This is a genomic window from Oceanobacillus sp. HCA-5259, from assembly GCF_037892815.1.
GTDB classification, from domain to species: Bacteria; Bacillota; Bacilli; order Bacillales; family Amphibacillaceae; genus Oceanobacillus; species Oceanobacillus indicireducens.
The window spans coordinates 1-19,249 of the sequence record NZ_JBBKBV010000023.1 but is presented as its reverse complement, the minus strand read 5'-3'; the positions used below and the strand labels follow the sequence as shown (position 1 = coordinate 19,249).

Genomic DNA, 19,249 nt, shown 5'->3' with positions numbered 1-19,249 from the left:
CTAGTATATAAGAACACGTTCCTGTTATTCATTGATATTTTTGAGTAGTTGCTTATAATAGTGGAACTCTTTTCCACTTAGTAAATCCTGTTCCAAACGGGCTTCTGCTTCTAAGTAGAAGTCACCAAGCCATTTGTCTGTCGGGGTGTCAAATTCATCATAATTCCCCGGCTTTGGCGTCAATTCTCCAAAGACCAAGTTCTCTTCGCCTCTTAGGAAATCAATTCGAATAAATGGCGCGGGTATTTCCCGGCTGATTTCTTCTGCCATCTTTATTTCCTCTTCGGTAACCCCTTTTCCTTCGAAGCTGCTGTATTCGTATTTCCCGGTAGACACTCGCTCGCCGGTTGCCGTCCACCAACAATACTTCAATTCTGGATAACGGACGATTTCTAAAACAATCCCTACTTTTCCATAGAAGCAATAGAATTTAACATCTCGAGCAGGTGTATGTGCTTTGGCATCTTCTGTAATTAGTTCTTCCACTAGCCAAGCATCTCTATCCACTCTACCTGCTTCCAGATCCCTTTCCATATTTCGACGCAGCACAGTGAAGTTTGGCACGGACTTTGCTTCTCGTACATCAATTATATCATCATTTCGATAGACAAGGTATACTCCCCTTGCTCCAGCTCCGTCAACCGGTTTAATGACTATATTTTCCCGCTCTTCTATTTCACTTAGCTTATATTCTTTTTCATCTATTCTTGGTGAGCTGATGTGTAACATGTCCATGAACTGGTAGGCAATCTTTTTATCGTCAAGGACCATTTCAGGAAGTGAACCTGTAAGCTGTAATTTCCGCATTCTTGCTGTTAAACTCCCCCGAAAGGAAGCAGCTTGATGTAAAGAAACCTGCTCATCTGATAAAGCAGCCCGCACCATGAATTCAGGTATATCTTCTTGATTCAGACCTGTTAAAATTTTTTCATATACTGTTTTTTTATAAATCGGATTTTCATTTATAAATAATCTTGCCGCAGCTTGTAAAAATTGTTGGTGATTCATATCCCGTAACTCTTTCGCTGCAATCATCTTATCAAGATGTTCGATTAAAGATCCATCCTGTTTCTTTTCCTGAGCCATACGCCAGATAGTTTGGTAATCTATTTTTTGATTGCTGAACTCCATATTTCTCAGTTTCTCTTTGATTTGATGCAACTCGGTTTCAAGCATTGCAGTTTGGAGTTCAAGTTCCTTTATATATGCTTCTCTTTCCGCTTTGCCAGAGATGAACTTTCTTGCCTTCCTTGTTTTCCTCCAGGAGTTACTATTTTTCATCTGTTTGATTTTCTTTTCACAGCCTCGAGTTTCTGCTTCGAGCTTGTCCGCTTCAGCTTCTCGCTTTATTAGCTCTTCAATGAACTCCTTTGTCACAGGGGAAATATGCTCATCCTTTACCGGTGTGTGCGTTGTTTCTTTATCCTGCTCATTCGTCATCGTAATCCCCTCGGTTCCCTAGCTTATATTGATTCTGTTCCGTTTGCCAGTCGTCGATATAATTTGCGATGGTTGTCTCCGTTATATCATCTTCAAACCAATTTTCCTTTGATAAGCGGATGGATCGTAATTCTCTCAAATGATTTTCTAATAGATTTTCTCTTACTTTATTATTTAATGGATACCATGTACTCGTTGTCTTCCCATAACTTTCAATTTTTCGTGCACAAGGACGCAATCTATATTTAACTTTAGCATCCCTTGGCGCTTGTGTTACAATTACATGAATTACCTTTGCTGTCACTTCAGGAATATATTTCTGCTCCTCGCTGAAAATCCCTGGGTGATTCACAAGAAGAATATCGCAGTTGATAGATTCCCCGTAGACGAGCATTTGAATGTTATTTCCATCGATATATTCTCGGACGGATGGATGGATTTGTTGCTTTGCTTTTAGGTCATATACTCCCATTTGCACAAGACCTACTCGCTTATCCCGCTCCTTCATTTGCTGGAGAAAGCGTCCCAGATGCGCTTCAATTTCTTCACGGAAATCACATACAATAACAAAATCAACTTGACGTTCGCCATTTATATCTATCTCACGTTGCGGCCACATTGGTTCTGGTACAGGGAAGGGCCGTTCTGTTTGAGGGTATGGTATATACAAAGATGCTGCATGGTTATGGAACCAGTGCTGACTCTCTGCATATTCCTTTCTTATTCCTTTCAGATGGCCGTTATACCCGAATGCAGAACTTCCTGTAAGAGAATTTGCTGACTGCATTGGGAATGATAAAGGGCCTGTCTGTAAGTCAATCACTTTATCAGTCCCAAAAATCTTTATTAAACGCTTTTTAAATTCACTATCCGCCGCAAAACGTAGACTGTCCCAATAGCCGGCATTATTAAGCACAGGATCTTTCTTAAACATAAGGGATGACATATTGGAAAAAATATACTGACCAGGCATTCCACGCCGATAGAACTTTAATTCCTCCGTTACCCTTGCGTGCTCACTCGTATTTGCAATTCGGTCCGGATTCTTCAGAAAGTCTTCTACCTGTACGGCAATCTTTTCTGGATGGGACCAATCATCTGCATCATTAATTGTTACTAGTTCTCCACTTGCTTGTTGTAAGGCGAGGTTTCTAGCAATGTATGGACCCCCATTTTCTCTCGCGGATAAAAATTGGACCCGGGAATCTTGTTCAGTATATTCTTTTAGCACACGAGCGGTCTGATCTGTACTGCAATCATCCACCGCAATTATTTCCAAATTGCGATAGGTTTGTTTTAGCAATGATTCGATCGCAATATGGATAGCTGCCTCTGCATTAAAGGCAGGAATAATGACGGTTACTTTCGGTCTATTCCTATCTGTTTGCTCCAACTGTTGCGTCGTTAATCTTTCATATAACGATAAATCTGTTTCAGGGGCTAATTCAATTGGGGCTAGTTTATACATTTTCAATGCTTCATTTGATGCCTTAATTCTTGCTTGTATTTCGTCTTCTAGATTAGCTAAAGCGAGATAAAGATCGGGATGTTTTTGCTTTCTTAATATTTGCTGGATTAACTTTTTACCGTCCGCTTTATTTCCTAATAAATCAAGTGCTTCTGCTTGCAGGATGGTACCTTTTCTTATAACTTCCTTTCTTGTCTCTCGCTCTAGCGCTATTTCCAAATAATGAAGGGTTAGTGTTGCTGTTTCTTTATTTAACTTATTTGCATACCATAAAGAAAGCTCCCAAGCGACAGCTTTCCGTAAGTAGCGATTTGATGTTTCGTGAAATAAGCTTTGAAGATCGGCAAGCACCTTTTCTTCAAAGCCATAATTGTATAAGTAGCTTTTATACTTCTTTAATCTATTGCTAGCATCTTTTAGTTTATAAGATTTGCTGTAAAGCTGCTTCAAGTTTCTTCTACCTAGTAAGTAAGCAGGAATAGAACGGGTGAATGAGATTATATTTCGCTTTGTCCTTTTCAAGCTGTCTGTGAGGTATTTCGCCTTTCTAAATTCCTGCTCAACTTGAGCATACTCTTCTCCAAGCTTCTTTAATTCCTGCTGCTTCCTTAGGATATCCGCATCTATTATTTCTCGGTATGTTTTCAGCTCTTCGTTGTTCGTGTTCTTATTCATCATTAACCCATCTTTCGTGAAACACTTGGTTGAGTTTAGGAGTTTCCGCTTGTGCAACACAAGCTTTTTCCACTTCAGAATCCACTGCATGCCAAGTAGCTTCCGATTGGAAATAGGTTGTAAGATTTTCTTTGTACACTTCGATATTTCCCTTTGTTTCCGTTGCGGTTAAAATAACAAACGTCTTCGTTGCGTTCACTTCTGGAACATAATGCTGTTTATCTTTGAGCACTGCTGCATCCATTATAAATAGTTTATCTGTCTTGATCTTCTCTCCATAAACAAGGAAGGAGACCTTTGATTCGTTAATTAAATTCCTGATTTCTTCTGTTAGGTTCGTCGCCTCTATCATATATTTATTCAATTGCACAATTCCAATTGTTTTCTTCGATTGTAAAGCTTGATCGAGTAGAGAGAGTAAGTGCTCATCTGGATCTCTAAAGTCACTAGCAATTACAAGATCTAACTGCCTAAACCCATTTTGCTTCTCTAGTCGGTTCGGCCACATCGGTTCAGGCACTTGGAATGGTCTTTCCATCATTGGATAGTCGTAATAAAGTGATTCAGCTTGCTGATGGAAAGCCTCCATCGCTTCCACATATTCTCTGCGCACTCCCATAAAAAAGCCGTTATAGCCAAAAGCCGAACTTGCAGTTAACGATGTAACAGATTGCCTTGGGAGTGATAGTGGTCCTGTCTGTAAATCGACATAACTCTGCCTACCAAATGCTTGGAGGAGACGACGCTTAAACTCACCATCTGCAGCAAAGCGAACACTATCCCAATGACCAATTTTCTCTACTACTTGTTTACGTCGGAACATAATGGAAGACATATTTGGGAAAATATATTTACCAGGTGTACCACGGCGATATAATTTCAAATCCTCCGTTAGTCTGGCATGTTCCGAAGTATTTGCAATGACATGTTGATTCTCCATTAAATGCGTTACTTGCCGTTCTATCTTTTCTCTGTGTGACCAGTCATCCGCATCATTAATTGTGATATATTCTCCTGTGGCGTGCTGTAGTGCAATATTTCTCGCAATATATGGCCCACTGTTTTCAGGAGTCGTTAACAATTTTACTCGCTCATCTTTAGCCGCATATTCTTGAATAACAGCAGCTGTACGATCTGGACTACAATCATCAACAGCTAATAACTCGATATTCTGCCATGTTTGTGAAAGGATCGATTCTATTGCAACACGTACTCCCTCCTCCGCCTTAAATGCAGGAAGGATAACAGATACCTTAGGGCCATCCGTAATCTGTCTATCCATTGCTTTTGTTTCTAAATCATCATATTCTGGTTGCTTACCGTTAGCGGAAAAATAGATTGATTGAAGCCCATAGGTATTCATTGCTTTATTGATCCACTTGAGCCGTTCTTCTATTTTCTCTTCCATGTTAGCAGCAGCAAGGTAGAGATCTGCATGTTTTTGGAGCGCAAGCATTTCCTGAATGACTTGCTTTCCTTGCTCGATACGCCCAGTTGCTTCCAAGCATTCCGCTTCCAATATTGCTATTCTTCGCAACTGGTGGATATCTTTTTCATTATCTCTTGCTGCCTCTATATAATCCAGCGCATGCTTAGAACCTGCTTCTGTGTTTTGATTCGCATGCCATAATGTTAATTCCCATGCGGCAAGCCGTTTGAGCTGGGGATCATCTATCGTCTGATAGTAATGTACCAAATCAGCGTACGCTCTATCTGTAAATCCTAAATTATATAGTTGGTATTTAATTTGTTTCAGTTTTTTTCTTTGGGCCTGTTTCTTACCGAATAGAGCCTTTTTTATCTTTTGCTTTTGTTCAGCTGAAAACTTATCCGTCAAATTTTTTCTTTGCGTTTCACTTAGTACGGAGTATATAAACCAATCTACTGGGCCAAAGAATATTTTTTTTATCGTTTGTTTCATTTGTTCATCACCAAGCCGATCGCTTTATTTGTTCGCATTGGTTTGTTGCCTTTGTTTTCGCTTTTTATTTCTGCGGACGACAACTTTCTTATTCGTCTCCTTGCCAACTCCAAGTGATTCCCGATATGCAGCGACAGCTTCTTCCGCTGTCCCATCAAAACGAATCTGGCCTCGCTCCATCCAGATCCCTCTCGTACATACCTTTTCTACAAAGTTCATACTATGGGAAACGATGATAACGGCTTTTGCATGAGACATCATTTCTTGGATTCGTTCACTCGCTTTTTGCTGGAAGGCAATATCTCCCGTTGAGAGAGCCTCATCAACAATAAATATATCCGGTTTTAATGTTGCTGCAATGCTAAAGCCTAAACGGGATTTCATACCTGCTGAATATTGTTTAACTGGCTTATCAATCGCTTTTCCGATACCCGAGAATTCTACAATTTCATCAAATTTATCCTGTATTCTCTTCCGTGGGATACCGAGAAGCATAGCATTGAGGAAAACATTATCTCGCCCTGTGAGCTGGGCATTAAAGCCAGTTCCATAACCGAGGAGGGAAGACGTCTCTCCGTTAATCTCAATATCACCTTCATCTGGTTTTAAAATATTCGTTAATACTTTACATAGGGTAGATTTCCCTGCTCCATTATGACCGATGATCCCAACAACTTCGCCTTCTTTGATTTCGAAATCCAGATTTCGTAGGGCCCAAAACTCTCCTGTATTTAATTCAAAAGAAAGTCCAACATTTTTGGCACGGACGATTGTTTTATCCCTAACATCTGCCTCTGTTTTCTTCAGATTCAAACTGCGCTTCCTTCTCACTGGCGCTGGGACAGTTGCCCGGTAGCTTGCAACAACTTCTTTCGGGTCACCAATTTCTCGCACAACTCCATTATGAATCCACATCAGGCGATCACAGTTCCGCTCTGCATATCTTAGGCTGTGTGTGACAATGATAACCATTTTCGCTTGTTTTACAAGTTCTTTCATCTTTTGTGCAGCTTTCCTGCTAAAGCGGGCATCACCCGTATTCAGCGCTTCGTCTAAAATGAGAACTTCTGGTTCTAAGTGTGCTGCAACACTAAAACCTAGTCTTGCACGCATTCCACTTGAATAGTACTTCATTGGTTGATTGATAAATGCTCCAATATCTGCAAACTCCTCGATATCAGCCATGTAACGGTCTATGACACTCTTATCAATGCCGAGCATCATACCGTTTAAGTAAATATTTTCTAATCCTGTTAATTCTTTATTAAACCCCATGCCAAAAGAGAACAATGCTGTTACTTTTCCGTTCACATGCATTGTTCCTTTATCTTGCGCGAGGATTCCAGCAATTATTTTACTCAGCGTCGTTTTACCTGCACCGTTTGAACCGATAATTCCAAGGATTTCCCCTTGATAGCCTGTAAAGTCAATATCCTTTAATGGCCAGACTTTTTCTTTTTCCTTCTTTTCTTTCTTTTTGAACATGCTAAAGACACGCGATTTAATATCATCTTTATACGATTGATTATCGAAATAAACACCGATATCCTTCGACTTGATTATTTCTTCTCTTTGGTCTTTCGTTTGTTCTTGCATGCTTTTCCCTCATTTATCTCCTGACGTTATAATGCTTTGATAATCTTATGTTCATTTTTACTGTAGTAATTCATCATGTAGATCACAACAATCGTTGCTATGACAAACAACCCGCCAAGCCCAATCCAGTTCGGCTGCTGGTGGTAAATTAAAATATCTCGGTAGCTTGTGACAAGAATGGCTACCGGGTTATATTCGACGAGTGGAATTAGCCAATCGGGAACCTTTTCGCTGCGGAGTAATCGTGCCCCTTCCCAAATAATTGGTGATGCGTAGAAAAATATTCTTGTGATATACGTCATCAAATTCTCAATATCTCGTACAAAAATCGTAATATAACCAAGAACAAGTCCAAGTGCAATATGAACAACCAATTGCAGTACGATCAGCACCGGTAAATATAGCATGAACCATGTTGGCTTGACACCATAGACGGCAAGAAATAGCGCAATCACGACAAGGCCAAACATAAAGTTAAATAACTGGGTCAATGTAAACGATATAGGAAATATAGCTTTCGGCAAGGCAACTTGATTCACAATTGAACTATATCTTAAAATAGATCTGGACGATGAGTTAATCGTTGTACTAATCCAACGCCAGACAACTAATCCAACGACTAGGAATAGTGGATAGTCTTCCCCACCACGGTTTAAAACAATTACTACCAAAAAGTAATAAACTAGCACATTCAATAATGGATCAAGGAGCCACCAGAAATAGCCTAAATAACTATTCCTGTGTTCTGCTTTTAGACCTGACTTTACTAAATAGTAAAGCAAATCTTTTCTCTTCAGCATTTCTTGTATATATTTCTTCATTAATTTTGACACCGCCTACTATTCAAACGAAGCTTTCTTCAAGAACATTATCGCTTCGTTTTCCACTTAATCAAGTCTCTAATAGACCTTACAATGTAATGAGCAAAGTACCAAATGCTTTTTGGTAAGCTCTGCTTTTCAATTTCTCGGAATACATACCAATTTCGTTTTGCAGCTTTCCATTTATTACTGGAAATTGAATTACCGACAAGCCGATATTCAGCGAGAACTTCTGGCAGTCCATATGCTAAGAAGCCTCTTTTTGTAATATGCAGCCAGAATACATAATCTTGTCTTGTCCGGATATTAACCATTCTCATATCACCTATTTTATCCATATCGAGCATTACTGTCAGACATCCAATAACACAACGCTTCATTAAATCATCATAATTCACTGATTCGGGAGTGTTACTGATTGCCTTCGTTCTCGTTCCATCTTCTTGCATGCGGACATAGGTAGTAAAGGAAAAAGCAATATCCTTTTCTTGCATAAATTGTAGTTGTTTCTCTAACTTTTCAGGAAGCCAGCGGTCATCACTGTCAAGAAATGCAATGTACTGGCCGGTTGCTTCATCCATCGCTTTATTTCGAGCGATAGCTGATCCACTATTCTTTTCGAGTGTTAAGAGCTTAATTCGTGGGTCATTGCTTTGATATTCTTTAACAATTTCTCTCGTATGATCCGTAGAACAATCATCAACGATAATCATTTCCCAGTTCGTATATGTCTGCTCTAATACAGAGGAAATCGTTTCTCCTATAAAGCGTTCTGAATTATACGCAGGTGTAATTACCGATATTAGTGGTTGTTGTTTCATTTATACATCGATTCCTTCTTGCTTCCTTGTGGCTTGTCCTAACAGTTTGTTATACCAAGCAATTAATTTCTTTTCTTCTGTTCCCCAATTCAATTCTTCTTGTACTGCTCGCTTACCATTTTCCCCCATTCGTCTTGCTTCCTCTGGGTTATCTTTCAGATATAAGATAGCATCTTTGATTGCTTCATCATCATAAGGGTTCACAGCAATACCACATTCATACATTTCCATGAATTCTTTCCAAACTGGAAAATCGGAACAAATAATTGGCAGTCCAGCGTTCATATATTCAAAGAACTTTGTCAGTTCTTTTTTCATATAATGCTCTGTTGGCGGGAACAGTGCAATTCCTGCAAGCCAATTCGTATTCAAATAGCGAGCCTCGATTACTTCTTTTTCGATAAATTGATCGATTCCTTCTATGAATAGTCTATCTTTGTTGTCCCCTGCTACCTGATACATCTTCTCTGCAATGCTGCTCGGACATTTCCCTACCACATGTACTTCGATGTCTTGATCAAGCTGCGGAATTCTAGCATGCTCCATGGCTCCTCTTTCGAAAGTTACGTTTCCTGTATACAATAGTTTATATTCTACCTGGCCTTCTCGTTTATTGTTTAAAAATGGATCATTTATTGTTGGGTAATTTAAAATGCATACTCCGGCTGGATAGATATCTTTATAGTACTTTTCCGCCAAACACAAGGCTGCATCCCTGGCAAAAAAACGCTCCGTCCATTTATAAAAGCTGGCAAGGAGCTTTTTCACTGGCATGCTTGCATAATCTTTTTGCAAAATACTTGTACGATAATCTTCATGAATATCGTAAATAACGACATTATCTTTTCGTTTTAAAAGCCAACCGACAGGCAAGAGCTCTGGGTCATGAAAGTGGTACACATCCGCGTTTAAATATTTTGCTTTTTTATAAGCATCATAAACCCCTAAAGTCATTCGCTTAAGACGGTTATTATATTTCTTTAACGGGATATGTCTGATTGGCTTATCTTGTATATCGTCGTTTTCATTCGATTGTGCAATCAGCGAAACATCAAATCCTGCTTTCTTCAGTGATTTGCATTCTTTATGATAAATCCTCGGATCTGTAGGATGATGTACAGTTGTCAGGTGCGCTACACGCTTTGGAGCAGTCATACTCCTTCAACTCCTCGTATTTTCTCTTTCCTTCAATCTAATGTTTCCAAAAACATTTTTTCGTATTGTCTTACTATCGTTTTCGCATGAAAAGTCTTCACGCGTTCCAAGCCTTGTTCAATGACAGTATTTCTTTCTGCATCTGTCCATGCTAATGCTTGTATTATTTTGTCTGCTACATCCTGTTCATTACCGATCTCACACAACAGGCCAAATTTACCTTTATCTAAAACCTCAACGGCACCTGGTTCTGCTTTTGTTGAAACGACCGGTACTCCTGCTGCCAGTGCTTCTGCAAGTACATGGCCAAATCCTTCTCGCTTTGAAGTTAGGCAAAATACATCCGCCTGTGAAAAATAAATATAAGGGTTTTCCTGAAATCCTAGGAAATGGATGACATCCTGTAAATTAAGCCTGCTTGCAAGTTCTTTTAATTCGGTTTCCCGTTCCCCTTCACCCAAGATAATCAGCCTTACGTTCATTTTATCACGTATCTTAGCAAAGGCTTTGATTAGTGTCTGCTGATCCTTGTCATCAACAAGTCTTCCAGCTGTAATGATTATCTTTTCGCTTCCATTAAATAGGGCTTTATGTTCTTCTTTTAATTTTCCCTTTTCGATACCTGTTTTGATTTTTTGTACATCAACTGGATTATAAATTACTTCAATTTTATTTTTATCTACCTTGTATCGGGAAATAATATTATTTCTCACACCTTGTGATAACGCAATTACACGGCTGGAAAATGTGTATAATAGACCATATAATCTTAATTTTAGATCCGCTTTGCGCGAGCCACCCAAGTAGGCAGCTTCTCTTACTATATTTTTTGCCCGTGTAAAAGAAAAAAGCCTGCCAAGAATCGCGACTGTATTATAATTCGGAATCGTGCTAAATACAATATCTGCTTTTTCCCGTCTGATTACTTTTGCTAACGGGAATATCGCTGAACGTAACTGTTTCGTATCTAACTTAATAAATTTAATATCTGAGTTTAAATACTTCTCATAATTCCCATTATAGTTTAATGTTACAAGTATTGGGGTAAACTTCGACTGATCGATGTTATTCAATATATTTAATAATGTACGTGCAGCCCCTCCTGCACCCATTTGATAGATAAAAAATATAATTCTTTTCTTCTCCACTAAAGCTTCATCCTTATCTTTAGTATCTCATTGTAAAGCGAATTTACACTCTGGTAATTATACCATAGCAACACCAATTAATAAATTATCCCCGGTGGTTCGCTCGCTATAAAAATAGCTGATCGATACAGCAAGCCCACTCTATAGTTTAACATATTGTATATACCTATCAAATTTTTCAAGTTGTCCTGTTGCTTTTCTCTAATGTAAACTATCAAATTAACTAGATGTCTGCAGCTACTATATAATAACTTGAATAATCAATCCCATTGTGAAGTTTTGAACATTTTGTTAAAAAAGTTCGGGACAGCAGAATGTAACTTGCTGTCCCATTCGTCAAATATTTTTACCATCCTACAACAATCGATCCCCCATACGTTTCTTCAACAAATTGCTCCACTTCATCCGATTGATAAATATCGATGAACTGTTGAACGGCTGGATCGTCTTCGTTTTCTTTGCGTACCGCAATCAAGTTAACAAAAGTGGAATCTTGTTCAATGAAAATCGAGTCTTCTCCAGGTACAAGTCCTGCTTCCATTGCAAAGTTCGAGTTGATTGCTGCGATATCCACTTCACCAAGCTGACGCGGAATTTGTGCAGAATCGAGCTCAATAAATTCATAGTTATGTTCATTTTCTGCGATATCATTGACAGTAGCGTTTACGCCAAGTCCTTCTTCTAGCGTGATTAAGCCAGCTTGTTCAAATAATAATAATGCACGTCCACTATTTGTCGGGTCACTTGGAAGACCAATACTTGCACCGTCTTCTAAATCAGCTATATCTGTAACTTTCTCAGAATAAATTCCCATTGGGAAAGTAATCGTATCGGCAACTTTTACTAAATCCAGGCCACGTTCTTCATTCATATGATCAAAAAATGGCTCCGTTTGGAAACTATTGATATCGAGTTCTCCTTCCGATAGACTCACGTTCGGCATTACATAATCACTGAATGATACAATTTCAATCGTCAAGTCTTCCTCTTCGGCAAGCTCTTTTACTTTTTCTAAAACTTCTTCATGTGGTCCTGCTGTTACTCCAACGACGAGTTTGCCGTCTTCTAATAGTCCTTCCCCTTCATCCGAGCCGCCGCCACAAGCAGCGAATAGAATTAATACACTTGCAAGTATTGCTGTTAATAATGTCTTTTTCATTTATTTCCCCTCATTCTTTCATATTTTATTTTCGACATAGAAGATTGCTTTTTCTAACATGTCTTCTGTCACTTTTTCTTCCATTAAATGGATTGATTCTTGTGGAAGTAAAATCTTTTTAATGATCCTTCCTAGTAATTCCGTGTCCTTTACATCTACGGATAAATCTTTTAATGATGTTGGAAGTTCCCATTCTTTATAAAACTGCAGCAGTTTGTCGAGTTCTTCCTCTTTTCCTTCTATCGCAAGTTGGACTAACGTACCGTAAGCAACAATCGATCCGTGCAAGAAATCTTTGACACTAGGTGCCTCCGTTAAACCGTTATGAACCGAGTGGGCCCCGGCAATCCTGCCCGCTTTTTCACCGAAGCCACCGACCATGCCGCCTGTCATAATAATCGTTTCGATGACGCGGACAAGTGCGTCGGTAACTTCTTGCTTCGAAACCGATTCAAGTGCAGCTTTTCCGTCTTTTAATAAAATATCGCGGCATGCTCTTGCAGCGAACTGGGAAACTTGCAACCAAACTGGGAATTCTTGATTCTTGTAAAAACTGCGAACTAACGCGTCTGCTTCATAGTATTTTGCCAAAGTGTCACCGATCCCAGCCTTCAAAAATCGAATCGGTGAAGCTGCAATGATTGCTGGTTCAATCAGGACGAGCGTGTTCGCTACCGGGAACTCGGTATAGTGGGAATGAGTTCCGTCCGCTTCATAGAATACGCTAAGCGGTGTCCAGGCGGCACAGGTCGCTGCGATTGTCGGTATTAGAACCGACTTGATTCCAGCTTGGACGGCTGCTGCTTTTGCAATATCGAGTGCAGTCCCTCCGCCGATACCGATGACAGCATCCGCTTTTTCTTTTTCGCACATTGCTGCTAATTGTTCGCTCGTTTCTAATGTGCAAGGACCATCGACGAATGTTAATGCTTGGTGATCCAATTCTTCCGGAAGATAGGGTGATGTCGCTTGCCATGCCTTTCTGCCACTTACAATATGAATATTTTTTACACCTAAATCTGCCAGATGCGTCGGTAATTCTTTTAAAACACCGGAACCGGTCCGGTAATGGCCTGGTGCTCCTTTTACAATTGCTGTTGCCATCTAACGTGCTCCTTTTTTCGCCTACTTCGCTTAATATTTCAAAATATGAATATTTCGCGCTGCCTTGACACTCGACGCTCCGGCAAGCGCAAGGGAGGATCTTGTCTGCTGCATAAAGTTTGTGAGTACTTTTTCAACACCGGCTTGTCCAGCGAGGGCTAGCCCATATGCGTAAGGTCTGCCGAGTAAAACCGCGTCGGCACCTAGCGCAAGTGCTTTAACGACATCTGCTCCGCGGCGAATGCCACTATCGATTAAAATCGGGACTTCCCCTCCAACCTCTTCTACAACTGCTGGGAGCGCGTCAATGCTAGAGATGACACCATCTAACTGCCGACCGCCATGGTTGGAAACGATAATGCCATCGACCCCGTTTTCAATCGCGAGTCTTGCATCTGTCGGATGTAGGATTCCTTTTAATAAAACCGGGAGAGATGTGCGTTTCTTCAGTTCAGCAACATGCTTCCAGCTTAACTTCGGATGGTAAATGTTTTGCAAAATTTCTTCTACGACAGATGCCTCGTCGTCCTGCTTTAATGTGGATAGAAAGGCACTATCTGTAATATAATTCGCTTTTCCGTAGCCTGCTTTCAGCGGTGAGAATCGGTTCGTCATGTCCTCCTCGCGCCAGCCGAACATTGTTGTATCGATAGTAAGGACGATTGCTTGATAGCCTGTTTCTTCTGCACGCTTTACCATATTAAAGGAAATATTTTCGTTATTGGACCAGTACAACTGGAACCATTTTGGACTACCTTCTGAAACCTCTGCCACTTCCTCGATTGCGTAACTGGAAACCGTGCTTTGTATATAAGGTACATCCAATTTCGCAGCTGCTTTTGCAACCGCAAGTTCCGCTTCTTCATGCGTAGTTTTCAGCATTCCGATCGGAGCGAGCAAAAATGGGTGGGGGTACGTATGACCAAATAGCTCAATACTTGTATCCACGTTGGAGACATCATTTAAATATTGGGGCAGAATAGAATATTTCTCGAATGAAGCGGTGTTTTTCCGCAACGTCTCCTCCCCTCCGCCTCCTGAGCGGGTGTATCCAAATGCATTTTTCGACATTTTTTCTTTCGCTTTTGCCTCTAATTCTTCTACACGAAAAGGAAAAGTCTCCGTTGTTTCTAGGTTCGTAATGAATGCATCTTTCGGCTTTGTAGTCGTCAAGACTTCTACCTCCTAAAGTTGGCTTTCTTCCGTTTAATCCTTTTTCAAACGTGCAGCGATCCGGTTACCAAGGGACTGGATTCCTTGGACGAGGATGATTAAGATAAAGACCGTTGCATACATGACATCTACTTCATAACGTAAGTGTCCGAAACGATACGCAAGATCTCCGAGTCCCCCTGCACCGACTAGACCGGCCATTGCGGTCGCACCGATCAAGCTGATTGTAACAATTGTTAAGCCTAAAACGATGGATGGGCGTGCTTCTCGAAGCATGACACTCCAGATGATTTTATGTGTTTTAATCCCCATTGCTTTATATGCTTCAATAATTCCGCTATCCACTTCGAGTAGAGAACTTTCCAGTAAGCGTGCAAGATATGGTGCGGTGTAAATAACGAGTGGAACGATAACACCTTGCACGCCAATCGTTGTGCCGACCAAGAATTTCGTAAATGGCAGAATAAAGAATAATAGAATAATAAACGGAATCGAGCGGACTATGTTTATAACGAGATTCAATAATTGATAGACGAATTTATTTTCCAATGATTGTCCCGGGCGTGTCAGTACAACAAGTATGCCTAAAGGCACCCCAATCAAAATCGCAAAAAATAAGGAAATGATGACCATTTGAAACGTTTCAATGATAGCTTGGCCAATAATAGGCAGCCATTGTTCGATAAAGTTTTCCATTTTATTTATTCACCCTCCACTTCTTCTGTTACGACCCCTTGATCGTTTAAGAACGTTAAGGAGGCATTGATTTGTTCCTGTTCACCAACAAGATGAATGATCAGATTTCCGACGATTCCGTTTTTCAATTCCATAATATTCGCCGTTAAAATATTCGGCTTCACTTTAAACTTCTCAATCACTTGTGCAAGTAAAGGCTCCCCGGCACTCTCTCCAATAAAGGTCAGGCTTGTCACCGTACCATTTAGTTTCAATTGGTTGATGAGTGATGCGGATAATTTACGCTGGGAAATCGTATCTAAAAACTTCTTTGTCGTCTTATGACGGGGATCGGTGAACAATTCGATACTGGAGCGCTGTTCAACGATTTCTCCATTTTCAAGAACCGACACGTCGTCACAAATCTTCTGAATAACACTCATTTCGTGGGTAATGAGTAAGATGGTTATCCCAAGTTCTTTGTTAATCTTAAGGAGTAAATCAAGAATTGAATTAGTTGTTTCGGGGTCAAGGGCACTTGTCGCCTCGTCGCTCAGCAGGATTTCTGGTTCCTGTGATAATGCGCGTGCAATGGCGACACGCTGCTTCTGTCCACCAGATAATTGAGAAGGATAGCTGTCCTCTCTGTCTCCTAAATCAACAATTTTCAAATACTTTTCGACACGTTTCTTCACTTCTGTTTTGTTAAGGCCTAGAAGTCTTAGTGGTGTTGCTACGTTCTCATAAACGGTTGCAGTCTTCATGAGATTGAAATGCTGGAAAATCATTCCGATCTTCTGTCTCATTTTCCGCAAATTTTCATTTGATAGGGCTGTTAACTCTGTGCCATTGATTGTTACCGTTCCACTGTTCGGCTTTTCTAGTAAATTGACGAGCCGGATCAAGGTACTTTTACCAGCACCACTGTAGCCAATGACACCGTGGATTTCACCTTTTTTTACATGAAGGTTAACATTGTTTACCGCTGTAACATTCCCATTTTTAGATGGGAATACCTTCGTGATGTTCTCTAATTTGATCATCTATCTACCTTTCCCTTCCAATCGTCTTTAGATCAAGAAATAGTTGGTATAAACAAAGGCGGAAGCGCCCTTGCAGGTTAAAAACGCGACGTCCTGTCGCAACACCTGCACTAGCACATCCTGTGCGTCGTAGCAACGTACAAACTGGAGCACTCCGGAATGAGATAAAGGAAACACGGCGAACGTAGAGAGCCGATGTTGACTTATCGATTGGAGGAGTGTGAAGTTTGGGACTGCGCACTGCTCGTCCCACTAAAAGATCTGCTAGTTGCTGGGCGCAGAGCGGACGTGGCTGGCCCTGGACACCTAAGTTATCACAACACTTTTACTTTATAGTTCCTTATACAATAAAAATAGCCTCTCTTTTCTAAAGAAAGAGAGGCTTTGTATGTATTCAGAGGTCCTCTCTTATCTTTCAAAACATCACGTTTTGCTGGAATTAGCACCTCTTTTATGGTTGACATAAAAAGGTTGCCGAGCTTCATCGGGCCAGTCCCTCAGCTACTCTTGATAAGAGATAAAACTATTTAATTATATTGATATAGACTACAGCAAAAGTTACGTGTCGTCAACTCTTATTTTAGTAATCTTTCAGACTAAGAGAAAAGTTTAAGTTTTTCAATCCGTTCGACTGCTTCTTCAAGACGGGCTTCATCAACTAGTAAACCGATCCGGATATAACCTTCCCCGTACGTCCCGAAGCCATTTCCGGCGGCGACAGCAACATCAGCCTTTTCCAGTAGCAAATCAGCAAATTGCTCACTTGTATACCCACTCGGAACCGGCAGCCATGCAAAGAACGAGCCACTAGGAGCTTCAACTTCCCAACCAATCCGTTTACATGCCGCGATTAATGCATTCCTGCGCCCTTCATACAGCTCGACTAATTCCTCCACACTTGATTGCTCTGCAGTTAAGGCAACAGCCGCCGCATGTTGGACTGCGGGGAACAGACTAACGAATAAATGATCTTGCAGGAGATTGATCGCTTCAATCATTTTCGCGTTGCCAACAGCAAAGCCTACTCGCCAACCGGCCATATTGTATGTTTTCGATAAGGTATAAAGCTCGATCCCGATATCTTTAGCGCCCTCTACCTCGAGGAAACTAACCGGTTTTTTCCCGTCAAAGCCTATTGCACCGTAAGCAATATCATGGACGATACCGATACCGTGCTCCTTGCCTAACTGTGCCGTCTCTTCGAAAAATTCTTTGGAAGCGATGGCTCCTGTAGGATTATTCGGATAATTTAAGTAAAGTAATTTCGCTTCTTCTAATTGTTTCGGCGTGAGCTTGTCATAGTCTGGTAAGAATGCATTTTCTCGAAGTAATGGCATTACTTCATGCCGAACATTCGCAAGCTTGACGCCAGATAGATAGTCCGGGTAGCCTGGATCTGGCAGTAACAGCATGTCGCCTTCGTTCATTAAGGCGAGGGGTAGTTCGACTAAGCCAATCTTCGTCCCAAATAAAACAGCTACTTCCGCTTCCGGGTCTAAATCGACATTGTATTCCCGCTTATAGAAATCGGCTGCTGCTCGTTTCAATTCCGCTGTGCCACGAAACGGCGAGTATTTATGTGAATTTGGGTCTGCGGCAGCTTCTTGCAAAGCTTGCACAATATTGGGTGGAGTTGGTTGATCCGGGTTCCCTTGCCCCAAATTAATGACATCGCGACCTTCTGCGTATGCTTTTGTCACTTTTTCTACGAGAGTTGCAAAAAATTGAACGGGCAACTCCTTTAGGCGATTCGAAAATTCCATTGACATAACCTCTTTATTTGTATATTTAATATAACTCTGGGACACGGCTTTCAAAGATTGGGACACTTTTTCTGACTTCAATTACCCTGTCCGGATTGATTGTGCCTCGTAATGTTTCTTCTTTATCTTCTGAACCTTTTACGAGAACATCTCCCCAAGGGTCTGCGATTAAAGAAGTTCCGGTGTATTCAACCTCGTTCAGGGTGCCGACATTGTTTGCAGATACGACATACATTTGGTTTTCAATTGCGCGGGCTATTTGCAGGTTAACCCAATGATTGGTACGCGGTTTCGGCCATTCGGCAGGGATAAATAATACTTGCGCCCCGTCTAACGCCAACTTGCGCGTGAGTTCTGGAAAACGCAGGTCATAGCAAATAATGACACCCATCCGAATCCCATCGAGTTCAAAAGTTTGCACTTTTTCCTTGCCACCAGTCAAGTATGCTGGTTCGTTCAACATCGGTACGAGGTGCATCTTGCTATATTCATAAACAAGGTTGCCGGCGCGGTCAAAAACAAGACTCGTATTATATAATTTGTCATCCACTTTATTCGCAATCGAGCCACCGACAATATTAATCTTGTATTCCTTCGCCAATTCACTTAAAAAAGATTTAGTAGGCTCTAATGCATCATCTGCAATTGTTTGGAGCTCTTCCAGCACATAGGATGTTGTCCACATTTCCGGCAATAGGATGATGTCTGGCTTATCATTCCTTACTTCTGATTCAACCCAACGTTTCACCTTTTCCCTATTATCCTGCGGGGAACCTGGTACAAGTTCCATTTGGTAAACAGCAACTTTCATCATATCCATCCCCTTTCAAATATATATCATATTAGCATACTTCCACCTATCATACATAAAAAACATGGACAGAATATCATCCATGTTTCCGCTGGGACATGGGGGTTGGTGGGACATTGGGGTCAGAGCGAGTGTCCCAGTTATGAGCGGGACATCGGGGTCAGTGCAAGTGTCCCAGTTATGATTAAGATAGTATGGAACGCTTGGTTACGCTTGATCAGGTCGGCTTCATACCATTTGGTACGCAGTAAAATTATTCTTTAACATTGCTGGCGATTTTTTGGATTTCTTCTTGTGATAGACCAGTTATTTCTTCGATGATATGAGGATCTAAGCCTTTTTTTATCGAGTTTTTAACAAGTATTTCTTCCATTTCCTTTTTACCTTGTTTTTTACCTTCCTCTTTACCTAGTTCTTTACCTTCCTCACGAAACATATCAGCCAGGCTCATAATAATTTTGCTCCCTTCTGGATAA

Annotated in this window: 16 protein-coding genes and 1 riboswitch; all 16 genes read right to left on the bottom strand. The window is 40.8% G+C overall.

The window, feature by feature from the left end:
• Positions 1-24: 24 nt before the first annotated feature.
• Positions 25-1,440, bottom strand: a complete 1,416-nt coding sequence (locus tag WKU33_RS12685; RefSeq protein WP_340454941.1) for an ATP-grasp fold amidoligase family protein — start codon at positions 1,438-1,440, stop codon at positions 25-27.
• On the bottom strand, positions 1,430-3,583 hold the full coding sequence (locus WKU33_RS12680; protein ID WP_336253220.1) for a glycosyltransferase family 2 protein: 2,154 nt from the start codon (positions 3,581-3,583) through the stop codon (positions 1,430-1,432). The genes WKU33_RS12685 and WKU33_RS12680 overlap by 11 nt, the downstream gene beginning before the upstream one ends.
• Positions 3,576-5,504: a glycosyltransferase family 2 protein gene (locus WKU33_RS12675; RefSeq protein WP_156854341.1), complete on the bottom strand. Its 1,929-nt coding sequence runs from the start codon at positions 5,502-5,504 to the stop codon at positions 3,576-3,578. The genes WKU33_RS12680 and WKU33_RS12675 overlap by 8 nt, the downstream gene beginning before the upstream one ends.
• 24 nt (positions 5,505-5,528) lie before the next feature.
• Positions 5,529-7,100: an ABC transporter ATP-binding protein gene (locus tag WKU33_RS12670; protein ID WP_336253218.1), complete on the bottom strand. Its 1,572-nt coding sequence runs from the start codon at positions 7,098-7,100 to the stop codon at positions 5,529-5,531.
• A 26-nt stretch (positions 7,101-7,126) separates the two neighbouring features.
• The gene (locus WKU33_RS12665; RefSeq protein ID WP_156854337.1) at positions 7,127-7,921 is read right to left on the bottom strand and encodes an ABC transporter permease; all 795 of its coding nucleotides are present in this window, start codon (positions 7,919-7,921) and stop codon (positions 7,127-7,129) included.
• Positions 7,922-7,968: 47 nt separating this feature from the next.
• Positions 7,969-8,742, bottom strand: coding sequence for a glycosyltransferase family 2 protein (locus WKU33_RS12660; protein WP_156854335.1), 774 nt, complete (start codon positions 8,740-8,742; stop codon positions 7,969-7,971).
• Complete coding sequence (locus WKU33_RS12655; protein WP_336253217.1) at positions 8,743-9,897, bottom strand: glycosyltransferase; 1,155 nt, start codon at positions 9,895-9,897, stop codon at positions 8,743-8,745.
• Positions 9,898-9,929: 32 nt separating this feature from the next.
• Entirely contained in the window at positions 9,930-11,045 is a 1,116-nt protein-coding gene (locus WKU33_RS12650; protein ID WP_336253216.1) for a glycosyltransferase, read from the bottom strand.
• Between the two features lie 346 nt (positions 11,046-11,391).
• Complete coding sequence (locus WKU33_RS12645; RefSeq protein ID WP_156854329.1) at positions 11,392-12,204, bottom strand: MetQ/NlpA family ABC transporter substrate-binding protein; 813 nt, start codon at positions 12,202-12,204, stop codon at positions 11,392-11,394.
• An 18-nt stretch (positions 12,205-12,222) separates the two neighbouring features.
• Positions 12,223-13,308, bottom strand: coding sequence for an iron-containing alcohol dehydrogenase family protein (locus WKU33_RS12640; RefSeq protein ID WP_340454936.1), 1,086 nt, complete (start codon positions 13,306-13,308; stop codon positions 12,223-12,225).
• A 30-nt stretch (positions 13,309-13,338) separates the two neighbouring features.
• Positions 13,339-14,481: an alpha-hydroxy-acid oxidizing protein gene (locus WKU33_RS12635; protein ID WP_340454935.1), complete on the bottom strand. Its 1,143-nt coding sequence runs from the start codon at positions 14,479-14,481 to the stop codon at positions 13,339-13,341.
• 33 nt (positions 14,482-14,514) lie between these two features.
• Complete coding sequence (locus tag WKU33_RS12630) at positions 14,515-15,177, bottom strand: methionine ABC transporter permease (RefSeq protein WP_156854325.1); 663 nt, start codon at positions 15,175-15,177, stop codon at positions 14,515-14,517.
• A gap of 5 nt (positions 15,178-15,182) precedes the next feature.
• Entirely contained in the window at positions 15,183-16,199 is a 1,017-nt protein-coding gene (locus WKU33_RS12625; RefSeq protein ID WP_340454932.1) for a methionine ABC transporter ATP-binding protein, read from the bottom strand.
• Positions 16,200-16,604: 405 nt separating this feature from the next.
• Positions 16,605-16,716, bottom strand: a riboswitch (SAM riboswitch).
• 79 nt (positions 16,717-16,795) lie between these two features.
• Positions 16,796-17,962: a pyridoxal phosphate-dependent aminotransferase gene (locus tag WKU33_RS12620; protein ID WP_308425605.1), complete on the bottom strand. Its 1,167-nt coding sequence runs from the start codon at positions 17,960-17,962 to the stop codon at positions 16,796-16,798.
• A 25-nt stretch (positions 17,963-17,987) separates the two neighbouring features.
• Complete coding sequence (locus WKU33_RS12615) at positions 17,988-18,773, bottom strand: carbon-nitrogen family hydrolase (protein ID WP_340454929.1); 786 nt, start codon at positions 18,771-18,773, stop codon at positions 17,988-17,990.
• 253 nt (positions 18,774-19,026) lie between these two features.
• The coding region (locus WKU33_RS12610; RefSeq protein ID WP_340454927.1) for a hypothetical protein at positions 19,027-19,249 on the bottom strand (223 nt) is incomplete at its 5' end.